11 protein-coding genes are annotated in these 14,598 nt (G+C 73.6%); 4 read left to right on the top strand and 7 right to left on the bottom strand.

Annotated features, from left to right (window positions below):
* The first annotated feature begins 76 nt into the window (after nucleotides 1–76).
* Nucleotides 77–685, top strand: a complete 609-nt coding sequence (locus ACF061_RS12945; RefSeq protein WP_392266894.1) for a TetR/AcrR family transcriptional regulator — start codon at nucleotides 77–79, stop codon at nucleotides 683–685.
* Here the strand turns inward: ACF061_RS12945 and ACF061_RS12950 are convergent.
* Together ACF061_RS12950 and ACF061_RS12955 are read right to left on the bottom strand one after the other, a co-directional pair.
* On the bottom strand, nucleotides 574–1,194 hold the full coding sequence (locus ACF061_RS12950) for a response regulator transcription factor (protein WP_392266895.1): 621 nt from the start codon (nucleotides 1,192–1,194) through the stop codon (nucleotides 574–576). The two genes, ACF061_RS12945 and ACF061_RS12950, sit on opposite strands and share 112 nt — an antisense overlap.
* 188 nt (nucleotides 1,195–1,382) lie before the next feature.
* Nucleotides 1,383–1,796, bottom strand: coding sequence for a hypothetical protein (locus ACF061_RS12955; protein WP_392266896.1), 414 nt, complete (start codon nucleotides 1,794–1,796; stop codon nucleotides 1,383–1,385).
* 665 nt (nucleotides 1,797–2,461) lie between these two features.
* On the opposite strand from ACF061_RS12955, the gene ACF061_RS12960 reads away from it, so the two are divergent.
* Together ACF061_RS12960 and ACF061_RS12965 are read left to right on the top strand one after the other, a co-directional pair.
* A complete protein-coding gene (locus tag ACF061_RS12960; protein ID WP_392266897.1) occupies nucleotides 2,462–5,443 on the top strand; it encodes an FG-GAP-like repeat-containing protein in 2,982 nt (993 codons plus the stop codon).
* Between the two features lie 403 nt (nucleotides 5,444–5,846).
* Complete coding sequence (locus ACF061_RS12965; protein ID WP_392266898.1) at nucleotides 5,847–5,978, top strand: hypothetical protein; 132 nt, start codon at nucleotides 5,847–5,849, stop codon at nucleotides 5,976–5,978.
* Between the two features lie 246 nt (nucleotides 5,979–6,224).
* Here the strand turns inward: ACF061_RS12965 and ACF061_RS12970 are convergent, their stop codons facing one another.
* Together ACF061_RS12970 and ACF061_RS12975 are read right to left on the bottom strand one after the other, a co-directional pair.
* Entirely contained in the window at nucleotides 6,225–6,845 is a 621-nt protein-coding gene (locus ACF061_RS12970; protein WP_392266899.1) for a DJ-1/PfpI family protein, read from the bottom strand.
* A 51-nt stretch (nucleotides 6,846–6,896) separates the two neighbouring features.
* Nucleotides 6,897–7,706, bottom strand: coding sequence for an alpha/beta fold hydrolase (locus tag ACF061_RS12975; protein ID WP_392266900.1), 810 nt, complete (start codon nucleotides 7,704–7,706; stop codon nucleotides 6,897–6,899).
* 136 nt (nucleotides 7,707–7,842) lie between these two features.
* Between ACF061_RS12975 and ACF061_RS12980 the strand changes: the two genes are divergently transcribed.
* Nucleotides 7,843–8,748 (top strand): AraC family transcriptional regulator, encoded by a 906-nt coding sequence (locus tag ACF061_RS12980; protein ID WP_392266901.1) that lies wholly within the window; start codon nucleotides 7,843–7,845, stop codon nucleotides 8,746–8,748.
* A 256-nt stretch (nucleotides 8,749–9,004) separates the two neighbouring features.
* Here the strand turns inward: ACF061_RS12980 and ACF061_RS12985 are convergent, their stop codons facing one another.
* From ACF061_RS12985 to tap, 3 genes are all read right to left on the bottom strand, one after another.
* Nucleotides 9,005–11,218, bottom strand: coding sequence for a PQQ-binding-like beta-propeller repeat protein (locus tag ACF061_RS12985; protein WP_392266902.1), 2,214 nt, complete (start codon nucleotides 11,216–11,218; stop codon nucleotides 9,005–9,007).
* Nucleotides 11,219–11,547: 329 nt separating this feature from the next.
* Nucleotides 11,548–12,108: a telomere-protecting terminal protein Tpg gene (gene tpg, locus ACF061_RS12990; protein WP_392266903.1), complete on the bottom strand. Its 561-nt coding sequence runs from the start codon at nucleotides 12,106–12,108 to the stop codon at nucleotides 11,548–11,550.
* A gap of 230 nt (nucleotides 12,109–12,338) precedes the next feature.
* A complete protein-coding gene (tap, locus tag ACF061_RS12995; protein ID WP_392266904.1) occupies nucleotides 12,339–14,513 on the bottom strand; it encodes a telomere-associated protein Tap in 2,175 nt (724 codons plus the stop codon).
* Nucleotides 14,514–14,598 lie beyond the last annotated feature (85 nt).

A 14,598-nucleotide genomic window follows, 5' to 3' on the forward strand; every position in this document is an offset into this window, starting at 1 on the left:
TCCGTACCGATCAGTACGGAACACGAAGGTAGCAGAGTTCCCGACCGATCGGTACTGAAGTAGTAGAGTGGAGTGCATGGGAACGCAGCGACAGGCGCGGATCGGCCGGCCGAGGGGCTTCGATGCGGACGAGGCCCTCGAACAGGCCATGCGGGTCTTCTGGGAGAAGGGCTACGAAGGCGCCGGCCTCACCGACCTGACCGGCGCCATGGGCATCACCCGCACCAGCATGTACGCGGCCTTCGGCAACAAGGAGGACCTGTTCCGCAAGGCACTGGAGCGCTACACCGAGGGCCCCGCCTCATATGCGGCCCGTGCCCTGGAGGAGCCGACCGCCCGGCAGGTGGCCACCGCGTTCCTCGACGGCTCCGTGCGGGCCACCACCCGCCCCGACCGCCCCACCGGGTGCCTCGGCGTCCAGGCGTCCCTCGCCGCCGGCGACACCGCGGCCCACGCCCGCGATGCCCTCATCGCCTGGCGCAACGAAGGCACCGCGCGTCTGCGCGAGCGGTTCCGGCGAGCCGTCACCGAAGGCGACCTGCCCCCGGGCACCGATCCCGGACAGCTCGCCCGCTACCTCATGACCGTGGCGAACGGCATCGCCGTCCAGGCCGCCAGTGGCGCTACGCGTGAGGACCTGCGGCAGGTGGCCGACATGGCGCTGCGGAGCTGGCCGCCCGCCTGACCGGCCGCCGCCTCCGCCCGCGCCGCCCGCCTGCGCGGCCCCACCGCCACGGCACCGCGGACCGCTTCCGGCGGGGACAACAGCGCCGGGCGGTCCCGGAACGGGTGAGAATCAACGTCCGGCCCGACGACGGCCGCGCGCCACCGGCCAGTTCCCCGCCCTCGAAGTCGACCGTTCTTCAGCAGGAAGCCGGACGCCCCGGCCGCCAGCGCGTCGTCGACGTACTCGTCCAGGTCGAACGTCGTCAGCATGGGCACCCGGCTGCGCCCCGGCCCGAGCGGTCTCCGGCGGCCCAGCTCGGCCGGCGCCCACGGGCCGTCGCGGCGCGGCATCCGGATGTCCATCAGCAGTACGTCCGGCCGCAGCCGCGCGCACGCCTCGACGGCCTCCTCACCGTCGTCCGCGGTGCCCGCCACGGTGATGTCCGACTGGCTGTCCAGGATCGCGCTCAGTCCGGCGCGGATGACCGGCTCGTCGTCCACGACGAGCACGCTGATCTGCTCAGACATCCGCAGGCTCCAACGGCATCGTGGCCACGGCGCGGAAGCCGCCGTCACCGGTCGGGCCCGCGGTGAGTTCGCCGTCCAGTGCCCTTACCCGTTCCTCCCTGCTGACCAGGCCGAGCCCGATGCCCGCGCGCCCCTCCGGGTGCCCGCACCAGCCTCTCCGGCATGATGCGGGCGAGCCGGCCCGGCGGTCAGCGGACCCGGACGGTCACCGTCGAGGAGACCTGGTGTATCCAGGTGTGCCGGGACGTCCGGGAGGACGCCTCGGTGAGCACACCGCGGAACTGCCACTGGCCGCGATGCGACGGGCGCACCGAGAACTTCAGGCTGCCGCCGCCGTTGTAGGCGCCGCTCGAGCAACGCGACGTCACCCACTTGCCCGTGCCCGAGCGTTCCTGCACACAGAACCTGTTGTAGGTGGAGTTGTCGTCCGCGCCGTGGCCGGCGAGGTGGACGGACGAGCCGAGGCGCACGGAGTGCGGGCCGGCCGTGAACGAGATGTCGGACTTCGCCCAGGCACCGGCCGCCGCCAGGCCGAGCGCGGCCGCCGCCACCGTGCCGACGGCCGTCCCCCGCAGTGCCGTACGGCGATAACGCATGCTCATGGCCACTCCCTCTTGGGATCGCTGTGTTCACCGCCGGATCGGGCGGGACTGGTCAGGCTCCCGACCGGTCCGGCGGCCTCTCGCAAGGGAAGACAGCACGCACTCAGCGGTCGTTGCCCCGGCGATGTCACCGTTCTGGAACACACGGCTGACCAGCATTCTGCCGCGATGAGCACCACGGGGCGCCGAAGTGCCGTTCCGGTCCGTGGAGTCGCCCTCGGCGTCGGGGCGGGGCCGGCCCCGCCGCACCGCCACGCAACGCACCGCACCGCACCGCACCGCACCGCACCGCACCGCACCGCACCGAAGGTGCCCGTGGCTCCCACTTCGGATGTCCGCCCCGCGTTCCGGGTCGGGGCCGTGGTGCCGGTCGGTGCCGTCGGCCGCACACCCTCGGAGAACCCTCGCCGAGACCCTGTGAGGTGACTGTAAGATCAACCCACTTGTGAGACGGGTGCGTTGGCCGGGGGGTCAGGAGCGCCGGAGAGCGGGGCACGACCACGTCTCGGTACTCGGGGAGGGTCCAGTTGTCTCGTCATGCCTCTGCACGTCCAAGCGTTGTCGCCGCCACGGCGGTCGTGTCCCTGGCGCTGGCCCTCGGTCCGGCCCCCTGGACCGCTTCAGCCGACGCCGGGACCTTCGGCGGGACCACGATCGCCGCGACCATGCGCGTCACACCGGGCTACGGCTCCGTGATGAGCGTGGGGCCTTCCGGGTTCCTGCACGCCGCGACCACCACGAAGGGGCCCTCCGGGCTGGAGTGGACGGGCGCGGACGGTTCGACCCGGAAGCTCGAGGGCACTCAGCCTGCCGACCCGGTGGAGTACTACGGAACGGCATCGGACGTCGTGGCGCTGCCGCCCAGCGGGGACAGGGGCGACGTGCTGCTGCGGAACATGGCCACCGACGAGACCACGACCGTCACCGTCCCCGCGGGGCAGAAGTACAGCAGGACGATCGGGACCACCGTGGTGTCCGAGGGCGGGAGCACCGACGGGAAGTGGACCGAGTTCCATCTGCTGAGCGATGAGAACGGGACCACGGTGGACCGCCGCGTGACGGGCCTTCCTCAGGGCGCCTCCGTCCTCCTCGTCGGGCGGGCCGGCGTCCACGGGTTCCTCTCGCTTCTGCGCGTCCCCGGGCAGGACGTCGGACAGTACGTCTGGGTCGATCTCCGTACCGCCGAGGCCACGCGGCTGCCCTACGGCACGGTGTACGGGAATTCCGTGGTGACCGCCCTCCATCTGGTCACCCCCCAGGCCGACGGCGTGCGGATCTATGAGCAGGGCCGGTTCGACACCCCCGTGCGTGAGCTTCGGATCGGTCTCGAGGACGCCAAGGTCCTCGGCGTCGTCGGCGACTCGCTGATCGTGGGCCGCTATGACCCCTCGCTCGGCCAGAAGGAGTCCCAGGCGTCCGTCTGGAGGGTCGTGGCCGTGCCCTTCGACGGTTCCGGCGAGCGGACGCTTCTCGACCGCGCGGTCGTGGGCCGTGTCGCCGTCCGACCGGACGGCGGCCTCCAGGTCCTCGGCGGCCGGTCCGCGGAGGACTACGGCTACCAGGACATCACCGCCGGGGCGGACGCCGTACCGCACGCGACTCGTGTGCTCCGCGTCCTGCCGGTCCCGATGCAGCTCCAGCGGCTGACGCTGGACCATGGCACCGTCAGGACCCTGGAGTCCGGCGATGGAGCCACCGCCGTCTACGAGCGCCCGCTGACCGGAGCCGCGCCCGGACACGGCGAGCGGGTCCGGGTGGGCGGCCTGCCGGCTCCGTACGGCAAGTGCACCGCCACCGAAGTGCCGTGCCCCGAGCTGTACCCCACCGGGGACGGCCGGACCGTGTACCGCGGGACGATGAGCGTGGACGGCGACTGGCGGCCCGAGCTGTTCGTCGTGGGCAGGGGCGGGACGTTTCCCGGCACCCCGGTCGAGACGGGCCTCGAGGATTCCTACGACGACTCCGGGCCCCGGACGAGGATCCTGGGGGCATCGGAGAACCTGGTGCTGGTCGACGGGACGCCTGCCGGCGGCAGCCGGGAACTCCGGGTCGTCGACATCCGCTCCGGCAAGGTCCTGCACAAGGAGCCGTACCGCGTGGGTGCGATCTGGGGGACCACTCTGTGGTCCTCGGCCCCGGGCGGCACGGTGACCGCGAAGGACGCGCGCACCGGGGCCTCGCTGACCTCCTTCACGGTGAGCACCAGGTGCTCCTCCATGGTCGACCTCCAGGCTGTCGGCCGATGGCTGTACTGGATGTGCAACGCCCGCGACGCCCCGCTCGCCGCGGGCGTCCACGACCTCCGGTCCGGGAAGAGCTTCCCGCTTCCCTCCACCGGGCAGGCCCGCCTCGGCGACGGCGTGGTCGCCGTCCGGGGCGGGCAGGGGCTGAGCGTCTACGACCTGCGGACCGGGGCGGCCGTCCAGCGGTGGACGACCGACGCCGCGGGCCTCGTGGCTCTCGACCCGCGCAACGGTGATCTCGCGTACTCCACGCCGGACCAGGCCGTCCACGTCCTGAACACCGGGCGACCCGAGGCGCCGCTGTTCTCTCCCTACCGGAACGTCAGCGCGCGGGTGGAGACGGACGCGACGCCGCTCGCCTGGCGCGGCGAGTGGTGGCTGTCCGAACCGGCGGCTTCCTGGAAGGTGGAGATCCGCCACAGGGCCACGGGCCGCGTCGTCGCCACGCGTACGGGCGGAGGGGCCGCGTACTCGATCGCGACGTCGTGGGACGGCCGTGACACTGCGGGCGGACCGGTTCCCAACGGTTCGTACACCTGGACGCTGACGGCTGTGCCGGCGGACGGACAGGGCGCGGCGCTGGTCCAGTCCGGCACGGTCCGGCTGACGGGTGGCACGGCCGTGTGGCGGGACCACGTCGGCGGCTCGTCGCTGCCCGACGGCGTCGGAGACCTCCTGACGCTGAACTCCTCGGGATCGCTCACCTTCCACCAGGGGGACGGGGCCGGGAAGCTCTCCGGCAAGGTGTCGGCGAGCGGCTGGTCCACCTCGGTCAGGGCCGTGCCGTTCGGCGATCTGAGCGGCGACCGCTGCAACGACGTCCTGGTCCGGCCGAGCAGCGGCGCCCTGCGCCTGTACAAGCCGGCCTGCGGGGCGGCGCCGGAGCCGTCGACGCCGTACACCACCCTCGGCACCAGCGGCTGGACCCAGTACGACGTCCTGACCGCACCCGGTGACGTCACCAAGGACGGCCGCCCCGACCTGATCGCCCGCAACGCCTCCACGGGTGCCGTCTACCTCTACAAGGGCACCAGCACCGGCAAGCTGTCGTCCCGCGTCCAGCTCGCCGCCGACTGGAAGGGCTACAAGAAGATCGTCGGCGCCGGAGACCTCAACGGCGACGGCATCGGCGACCTCCTCCTCCAGGACAGGGCCGACAACCTCTTCCGCCTCAACGGCACCGGCAAGGGAACCTTCACGTCCCGGGTGAAGATCGCCGGCGCCTGGGGCGGCTCGTACAACGCGGTCGTCGGCGTCGGGGACATCACCGGCGACGGCAGGGCCGACATCGTCGCCCGGGACACCGCGGGGAACCTCTACCGGCAGAACGGCACCGGCAAGGGCACCTTCGGCTCCCGCACGAAGATCGCGAGTGGCTGGACCGGCTACAAGGGGCTCTTCTAGAGACTGCGGCGGAGCACCCCGCGCCCCCGGCGAGGCAATGACACGGCTGGCGAATCCTGGGGGCTGAACGTGACGTCGGCCTTCATGCCCCGTTGTGGACATGAAGGCCGACCTCGCGTTCGGGGCGGGTCGGTGTCGTCGCACATCGGGAAGAGCCGGCGGGGTTCCGGAGGAGACGGCCCGCGGCGAGGCCGGCGCGCCGCCTCGGCCCGGCGGACCGGATCCGCCGACGGCGTCGGGCGGTCGCCGGGGGCGCGGCAACTGGGCCGTCCGCGCACGGCGACCGCCCGGGACGCCACTTTCGGGTGCCGCCCGGCCCACCAACGAACAGGTGCTCTGCGGGAGTTACCATCTCAACCGCGTCGGCGGACCGCCCGCGCCCGAGCGATGATGCGGAGCAGTCATGCCGACGGACGGACCCGGTGGGACAGCGGTGTGGGCGAAGGTCCTCGCCGCGTTCGTGCTCCTCGTGCTCATGCCCCTCGTGATCTGGTTCATGGTCAGCTTCCACGGGTCCGGCGCCATCCCGTGGTGAGCGCGGTGGCGGCGGTCCCGGCCCCCGGTCGTCCCTCCCGGCCCGACGAGGCGGAGCCGGGCGCCGGACACCGGCCGGATCGACGGCGTCCGGCGTCGGGTGGTGCGGCCCGAGGCAGTTCGTCGGCGACCAGGCGGGCCTGAACGGCGCTCTGCGCGACGGTGGGTGCCGGACACCGGGGGATCGCACCCGTGTCCGGCGCGGGACCGTGCCGGACCGCGGCCGCCGACGAGCGGGGCGGTTCGGTCAGCCCAGCGTGCGGGCCCGTTCGAGGACTTCGGCCGGGGCCTTGGCCACCGAGCCGGTGTCGAAGGGGGGTTGGGGGTCGTACTCGGTGTAGAGCTGGATCGCCTGGGCGGTCACCTCGTCGGTGAGCAGGGCGGCCAGCCGGACGGCCATGTCGATGCCGGAGGAGACACCGGCCGAGGTGATCACCCGGTCCTGCCGGACCACCCGCTCGGGGGTGTAGACGGCGCCGTACGACTCCAGTTCGGCGGCCGCGTCCCAGTGGGTGGTGGCGGTCAGACCGTCCAGCAGGCCGGCCGCGCCGAGCACCAGGGAACCGGTGCAGACCGAGGTGGTGAAGCGGGTGCCGGCGTGGATCCGGCGCACCCAGTCGAGGAACTCGGGGTCCTCCACCATGGTCCGGTGGCTGCCCCCGCCCGGGATCAGCAGGACGTCGCAGCGCTCCACCTCGGCGTACCCGGTCGGGACGTGCACCGGCAGGGAGCCCAACACGTCCTGCACCATGCCGGGTTCGGCTGCGACGAACCGCACACTGGCGCCGGGCACGTACCCGAGTATCTCGTACGGCCCGATCGCGTCGAGCGGTTCGAAGCGGTCGAAGAGCGGGATCACGATGTCCATGCCCCGCAGCTTAGTGCGGCCGGGCCGGGGCGGGCAGCGCTTCTCGGACGGTCAGTGCCGTCGGTGCCCGAGGAGTGCGAGGAACTCACCGAGGGCGGTCGCGACGGCGGCGGGGGCTTCGACGGGCAGCAGGTGGCCGACGGCGGGGACCGTGGTCAGGGTCGCGTGCGGGATGTGCGGCAGGAGGTGCTCGCGCAGGACGCTCGGCGGTTCCACCACGTCGTGCTCCGCGGCCAGCACGGTCACCGGGACCTCGATGTCGCGCACGGCGCGTGTGATGTCCTGCGCGATGCCGCGCAACGGCCACTCCTGCCGGGCCTCGGCCCCGGCGGCGAGGCTGTCACGCAGCGCGGTGGTCCGCACGGCCTCGGGCAGTGGCACGGCGGTCAGCACATGGTCGAGGGCGTGCCGCACCGTCTCGGGCGAGTCGTATGCGTGGGACAGGACCCGCCGGTACTCCTCGGTCACCGTGGCGGGCGGCCGCGGCGGTGCGGGCGCGACGAGCACCAGGCCGACCAGTCCGGCGGGTCGGCGGGCCGCGAGGAGTTGGCTCGCCTTGCCGCCCATCGAGTGGCCGACCAGGACGAACGGACCCGGCACACACGTGTCGACGACGCGGGCGAGATCGTCGGCGGTCCGATCGAGGTGATAGGGCCCGGGCAGCGCCCGCGAGGTGCCCCAGCCGCGCTGGTCGAAGCGGACCGTCGCCTGCCCGGGCGGCAGGTGGCCGAGCACCCCGTCCCAGGTGTCGGCGGAGCCGCCCCAGTAGTGGGCGAACACCAGCGCCGGCCCGGTCCGGCCCCCGACCCGCACGTCCAGGGTCCCGCCCGCCACAGCCACCCGTATTGTCGTTTCCGTCATCGTCACACCTTTCGCCCTCGGCCGCGAACCCGCGGCCGTCGCGGTACCGCAGTCCGACCGGGTACCCTGACCTGCTTCTCAGGCCGATTCCGACGGTACGCAAGGCGTTGTCCGGTTCCCGGACGGAAAGGGCACGATGGTTGTGGAAAACGGACACGTCGGTGTGCGGCAGTTGAGCTATCTGCCCGCCGTGGGATCGCCGTACGGTGTGGAGGTCATGGACTTCGCGGCGCTGCGTGCCATGGACACCCACCGCCGCCGCGTACTTCCGCAGCGCCCCGACTTCCACGTTCTCGCCCTCGTCGGCTCCGGCGGCGGAGGCCACGAGGCGGACTTCCACGACTACCGTCTGACGGAGGGAAGCGTCGTGTGGATCCGGCCCGGCACGGTGCACCGGTGGAGCGACGTCGACGCCTGCGACGGTCCGCTGGTCCTCTTCCGCACCGGCTTCCTGCCCGGCTTCACAGCGGCCGAGGCCGCCGCCCCGGCGTGCTGGCAGGTGGACCGGCAGCGTCTGGAGCTCGCACTGCTCGCGGCCGAGCACCTGCGCCGCGAACACGCCGCGGCCGCGAGCACACCACGGCTGGCCTCTCCCGAACTGCTCTCCCACCTGTTGGCGGCACTGGTCCTGCGCGCCCTGCCCGACGCGACGGCCCCGGCCGGTGCGACGCCGGTCGACAGCCGGTACACGGATGTGTTCCGCGCCTACCGGGCCGCCGTCGAGGAGCACTTCACCGACCGGCACCACGTGGCCGACTACGCGCGGGCACTCGGCTGCGACGCGCGCACCCTCACCCGGGCGACGCGTGCCGCCACCGGCACCGGCGCCAAGACCTTCCTCGACCAGCGCATCCTGCTGGAGGCCAAGAGACTGCTCGCGCACACCGACGTGCCGGTCGCCGGCTGCGCCCGGCGCCTCGGCTTCCGGGACGTCGGCAACTTCACCACGTTCTTCCGGCGCCAGGCCGCCGTGCCCCCGGCGGCCTGGCGTGCCGCCTACGGCGTGGCCGGCGCTCGATCCGGGCCGGCGTCCGGCCTCTGAGGAACTCCGTCCGGAAGCCGCGCTCCCGGACAGTTGCGTGGTCGCCTGTCCTGAGTGGGCGGGAACCGCCGGGTCGGCAACGGGCTCCGGCGTGGACGCGTTCGCGCCGGAGCCCGGCCCGGCCGGCGTCGAGTGGGCCGCCGGCACCGGGCCGGACCCGGGCCGGCGCCGGGCGGACGGGTCCGCGCCCGAGGGTGAGCGGATCGTCCCTCCCGGCCGCGGGATCGCTTCCGCCCGACCGTGGACCGCGTCCGGGTCACCCCGGGACGGGTTTCCGCCCGGGGTGCGCCGGGTCGAGAGTGAAGAGGGTGCCGTCGGAGGCCGCCAGCACCAGCGCGCCCCCGTTGAACCACACGGTGGGCAGGAGCCCGTTGTTCAGCACCTCCGCACGCGCCGACGACTCCCACAGCAGGGTGCCGCGCGCCGTGTCGAGGGCGGCCACCCGGCCGCTCCCCCCGGCCAGGTAGACGGTGCGCCCGCTCCGGTCCACCGAGGCCTGGCCCGGCGTCTCCAGGGTCGTGTGGCTCTGCCACAGCCGGGCCCCCGTCGCGGGTGAGACGGCCGTGACCAGGCCGCTGGAGGTGGCGAAGTAGAGCGTGCCGTGCGCCAGGGTCGGGATCCCGCCTCGGTACCGCTCGGGCAGCGGCGTCAGCGCTCGCTCGCCGGTGCGCGGGTCGACGCGCACGATCCGGGTGTAGATCAGGTCGGGGCTGTTGGCCACCGGGCGGTCGTCCGATTCCACGAAGACCAGCCTGCCGTCCAGGACGCCGATGAAGCTCCTTGGCTGGGCGGGGGAGGTGAGGGTGCGTACGGAACCGTCCTTGGGATCGACGACGAGGAACTCGGTGACGTGTGAGCCCTCCTCCTGGGTCATGCACTCCACGAACGGACGGTCATCGGCGGCGAGCGGCAGGCAGTCGTAGCCGGAGGGCACCGGGACCCTCCGGCGTACGGTGCCGTCGCGCGCCGAGCGGACGGTCACCGCACTGCCGTCGCCCTCCTGCGTCAGCGTCACCCCGGCGGCGTAGACCGAGCCCAGGCTGTCGGTGCGCACCGCGTGGGTCCAGATCCGGGCGCCGCTCGCGCCGTCGAGGGCGATGACGGACTGCGCCTGTCCGATGCCGCCCTCGTCGGTGACCGCCAGTTCCACGAGCACCACGCCCTCGGCCACGCCGAGGACCGTCGTGACGTACCGGGTGGCCGGCACCCCGGCGGGCGCGATGCCGGAGCGCCACAGGGTGCGTCCGGTGGTGGCGTCGATCCGTTCCGGCAGGAGTGCGCTGCCGGCGCAGTAGAGGGCTCCGTCGTCCGCCACACAGGCAGGCGCCCTGTCCCCCTCGTACCCCGGCGCCTTCCGCACGCCCTTCTCCGCGACCGCGGACGCGGTCGTCTGCCACGGCTTCCAGCCGGCCGGGAGAGCGGTCCAGCGGCTGGTGGAAGCCGTGGAGTTCACCCGTGCCGTGCCGTCACCGCCGCGCGGGCCCACCAGGAGATAGCCGGCCAGGGCCGCGGCCAGCACGCCGGACACGGCCAGCAGCGTCCGCGGCCCGCGCCATGGGGGGCGGCGGCCGGCGGCGGTCGCGGTGCCGGCGAGGGTCGGGTCGCCGGGCCGCGCCGGGGGCAGCCGCAGCGTCATCGTCTCCGGTTCGCCCGGCGACGGCTCCGGCAGGGCGTCGGCGAACTCCCGCGCCAGTTCGTCCGGTCCGGGCCGGTCGGCGGGATCCTTGGCCAGGCAGCGCTCCAGCACCGCGCGCACGGATCCGGTCACCCCGTCGAGGACGGGCGGGTTGTGGACCACCCGGTAGCCGGCCAGATAGGGGCTGTCGGCGTCGAAGGGGCCGCGCCCGGTGACGCAGTACACCAGCAACGCGCCGAGCGAGAAGATGTCCGAGGCCGGGCCGACCGTCCGGGCGTCGGTGAACTGCTCCGGGGACATGAACGGCGGGGTGCCGATCACCTGCCCGGTCTCGGTGAGGGTGTGGTGGCTCTCCGCCGCCCGGGAGATGCCGAAGTCGATGACGCGGGGGCCGTCCTCGGCCATCAGGACGTTGGCCGGTTTCAGGTCACGGTGCACCACTCCGGCCCGGTGGATGTCCCGCAGCGCCTCCACGAGGCCCAGCGCCAGCGGCCGCAACTCGCTGACGCGCAGCGGGCCTCGGTGGCGGATGCGGGCGGCGAGCGACTGGCCGGGCACGTACTGGGTGGCCATCCAGGGCGACTCGGCCTCCGGGTCGGCGTCCACCACGGCCGCGGTGAAGGCGCCGCTCACCCGCCGGGCGGCCTCGACCTCCTGCCGGAACCGGGCCCGGAAGACGGGGTCCCGGGCGTACTTGGCGTGCACGACCTTGACGGCGACCTCGCGCCCGGAGCGCGATCTGCCCCGGTAGACCATGCCCATTCCGCCGGCCCCGAGCCGGTCGACCAGCCGGTAGCCGCCGACGGACCTCGGGTCCTCCCTGTGCAGCGGCACGGCGCCCCCCTGGTCGGCCGACAGTTCCAGGCGCCAGAATACGGAACGGGAACGCGTCGGCGGCCGGGGCCCGAAGGGGCCGGGCGGCCTTTCACAGAAGCGTCACACGGGCAGCGGACCCCGGCCCCTCGGCGGCCGGCGCCGACCCCGTGACCCGCCGACGGCCCACGCCGGGCGCTGTTCGGCCGTCGGACTCCCCTGCCCGCCGGCGCGCGAACACCCACCGGGCGCACCCGCGCCACCCGGCACCCGCGGACCGGGCGGTTCGCCCGGCGGGCCCCGTCCCCGCCGACGGCCGGAAGTCCAGCGGGCGTGTTTCCGCGCCCGCTTCAGTAGTCGAGATCCAGGTAGTCGATGTCGTTGATGGCGACGTCCGAGAGTCCCATGGCGCGGCCACCGCCGTCCTGGAAGTACACGTCCTTGAACCCGTCGGCGATGATTCCACGCATCTCGCGGTCGCCGGCCCCGGCGTCGCGGGCCTCGAAGAGGCGGCGGGCGTACTCCGGCGGAAGGTGCACGGTGAGCCGCCGGAAGCGCCCGTCGTCGGTGGTGCCGATGGGAGCGGTGTATCCGAAGCGGGCCCTGGTCTCCACCGTGATCCCGCCCGTGGTGGCGGCCTGTCGCCGCCGGCGCCCGCGCACCTTCGGCTGCCAGCGGGCCCGCACCGCTTCGTCGATCCTCGCCGCCACGTCGGCGCGGGGGTGCTTGCGGGCGCCGCGCCGATAGCGGTTGACGGAGTCCGCGGTGACGCCGATCTCCCGGGCGACGGCCTTGGCGCTGCCCAACTGCTTGATCAGGTAGCTGATCCGGCCCTTGAGCGTCTTCGGCGGCTCGCGGGTGAAGGCCTCCCGGTCGGCCCGCTCGATGGCGTCCTCGATCTCTCCGGCCACGGCTGCGGCTCCCTTCGCAGGTGGGGTTCCGGCCGTCGGGACCGACCGGCCGGAACCAGGTTTCGCACGTCTCGCGCGGGTCGTGCCGCCACGGCCCGGACCGGGCAGGGCCCAGGCGGGGGCGCGTGGTCGGCCGCGGGACTTCCGTGCGCGCCCGTCGGCGGCCCCGCGTCCGCTCCGGCTCCCCGCCGGCCTCCGGCCACAGCATGCCGGTGGCGGTGGTCCCGGGTCTACTCGCCTTCGTCCAGGACGGCGTCGCCGCCCTTGATGTGCCGGGCGGGGTTGTAGCCCTTCTCCATCAGGTCGACGGCCCAGAGCATTTCCTGGACGCCCTCCAGCTTGGCCAGACCCGGGCTGGGCCCGAGGCGGAAGGCTCCGGGCTGCGGCTTGCCGGAGGCCGCGTACGGCAGGAAGTCCAGCGGCGAGGGTCCGGGGCTAGGGTAGACGACGCAGTCGGACAGCACGGCGAGCGGGTACAGGCCGGTCATCGAGGCCATGTTGCGCAGCTTGCGGTGCATGTTGACCCGGGCCTTGCTGATGACGGCGGCGCGGATGTCCGGGCGCCAGGTGGGGCGCCGCATGGCCGGCCATGGGTCGCCGTCCTTGTAGTCCTTGCCCTGCGGGGCCTCGAACAGCTTGCCGATGCCGCCCTTGACCGTCCCCTTGATCGCGGCCAGTACGGCGGTCAGGGCCGGGTCGACGTCCTTGTGCCGCTCCATCGCCGCCAGGAACTCCGCCTCGGGGAGGTCCTTGGTGACCCCGAGGTCGGCGAGGGTGTCGACGTAGGCGTTCTTGAGCCGGTCGTGCCAGGGGTCGAGGTACGCGCCGGTCTCGCGGCGCAGGTACGCCTCGACCGGCTCCACGTTGCAGCCGAGCTCCTGGGCGTAGGCCACGGTGTGCGTCTGGTACCAGGCCGGGCCGGTCGGCCGCTCGCCGGTCGGCGTGAACGGGCTGGGAAGGCGCGGGTCCAGCTCCACGTGGGACAGGTCGACCAGCCAGGAGCCGGGGATCTTCGGGTTGAACCGCGGGCGGGTGAAGCGCACCGGCTCCGACAGGCCGACGACCAGACGGGCGGCGGCCGCGAGGAACGCGGTGTTCAGGTCCAGGCCGACCGCGTACGGCAGGCGGCACTCCTCGTCGGTCAGCAGGTCCACCGACCGCACCCACTGGTACGCCTCCTCGTGCAGGAAGCCGCCCTGCCAGCCGCGGTGGTGGACCGCGGGGTGCTCGGGCCGGCCCTCCGGCGGCGCCGGGTCCATCGGCTCCGTGCCGAGGCTGCCGGGGTTGTGGCCGGAGATCCAGTTGCCGCTCTCCTGGTCGCGCACCGGGCGTGTGGGCGGGCGCAGCGCGGTCATCAGCTCCAGGCCGTTGACCGCCGTGCCGCCGCGCGGGGTGATGACGCGCCGGGCGTAGAGACCGAGGACCCGGGCGATGCCGGCCGGCTCCATGTCCGCCACGCCGGGCCAGGAGCGGTCGTCGAGGGCGTTCCACGGCAGGACGGCGAGTTGCACGCACTGCCGTTGGGAGCCCTGGGCCTTGCGGTAGACGCGGGTCCACGGCCCGAACCCACGCTGGGTGAGCTGCCACTTCGCCTTGCCGATCTGCTTGACGACCGGGTGGTCCGCGGGCAGGCGCAGGCCGCGCCGGTCCTCCAGGCGTTCAGGCAGGGCGAACTTCACGGCGGCGTCCGCGGTGAGCACGATCAGCGGGTCCTGGTCCTTGCCGTTGCGGTGCAGCTTGGGCGCACCGAGACCGGACTCGCGCAGCGTCCACTCCACCAGTTCCGGGATCGTGCGGGCGGGACAGTCCAGCACGATGCCGTCGACCCCGTACGCGCGGCCGTCGCCGTCCAGGACCGCGAGCGGGCCGTGCGGGAACCGGGGATCCACCGCGGCTCCCGCGGTCGTCTCCGCCGGGCGCCGCGACGCCGCCGGGCTCGCGGCCGGACGGACGGCACGCTCGTGCGCGGCCGGGGCCGCGGGAACCCCTGCCGGAATGCCGGGCTCCGCCTCGGGTGCGGCCGGGCCGGTGACCGTCTCCGCCTCCGGCCGCGGCGCGACGACCGGGACGGGCGCGGCGGCCACAGCGGGAGCGGGAGCAGGAGCGGGAGCGGGAGCGGGAGCAGGAGCGGGAGCAGGAGCGGGAGCGGCGCCATGCGCGGGAAATCTCGCCGCCCAGCCGTTCAGCAGGCGCTGATACGCCTCCAGACGCGGCGACTTCGGCTCGGACCGGCCGTTCTCCCAGTTCTTGACGCTCTGCGTCGACGTCTTCAACGCGACCGCCAGACGGGCCTGCGTGATGCCGGCGGCCTCACGCAACCGGGCGCGTTCCGCCGGGGGCGGGAGCTGCGGCTCCTCGTCCAGCAGCGCGTCGACGGACGCGAACAGCTCTTCCTCGGTCGCCATGCGTCTACCTCCACCCTGGACCCTAGCAATCTTTATCCCGTCATTTAACCCTTTCCTTTAACCCGACCACATCCACCTGTGGCCG

The organism is Streptomyces sp. NPDC015220, from assembly GCF_043079345.1.
Taxonomy (GTDB): domain Bacteria; phylum Actinomycetota; class Actinomycetes; order Streptomycetales; family Streptomycetaceae; genus Streptomyces.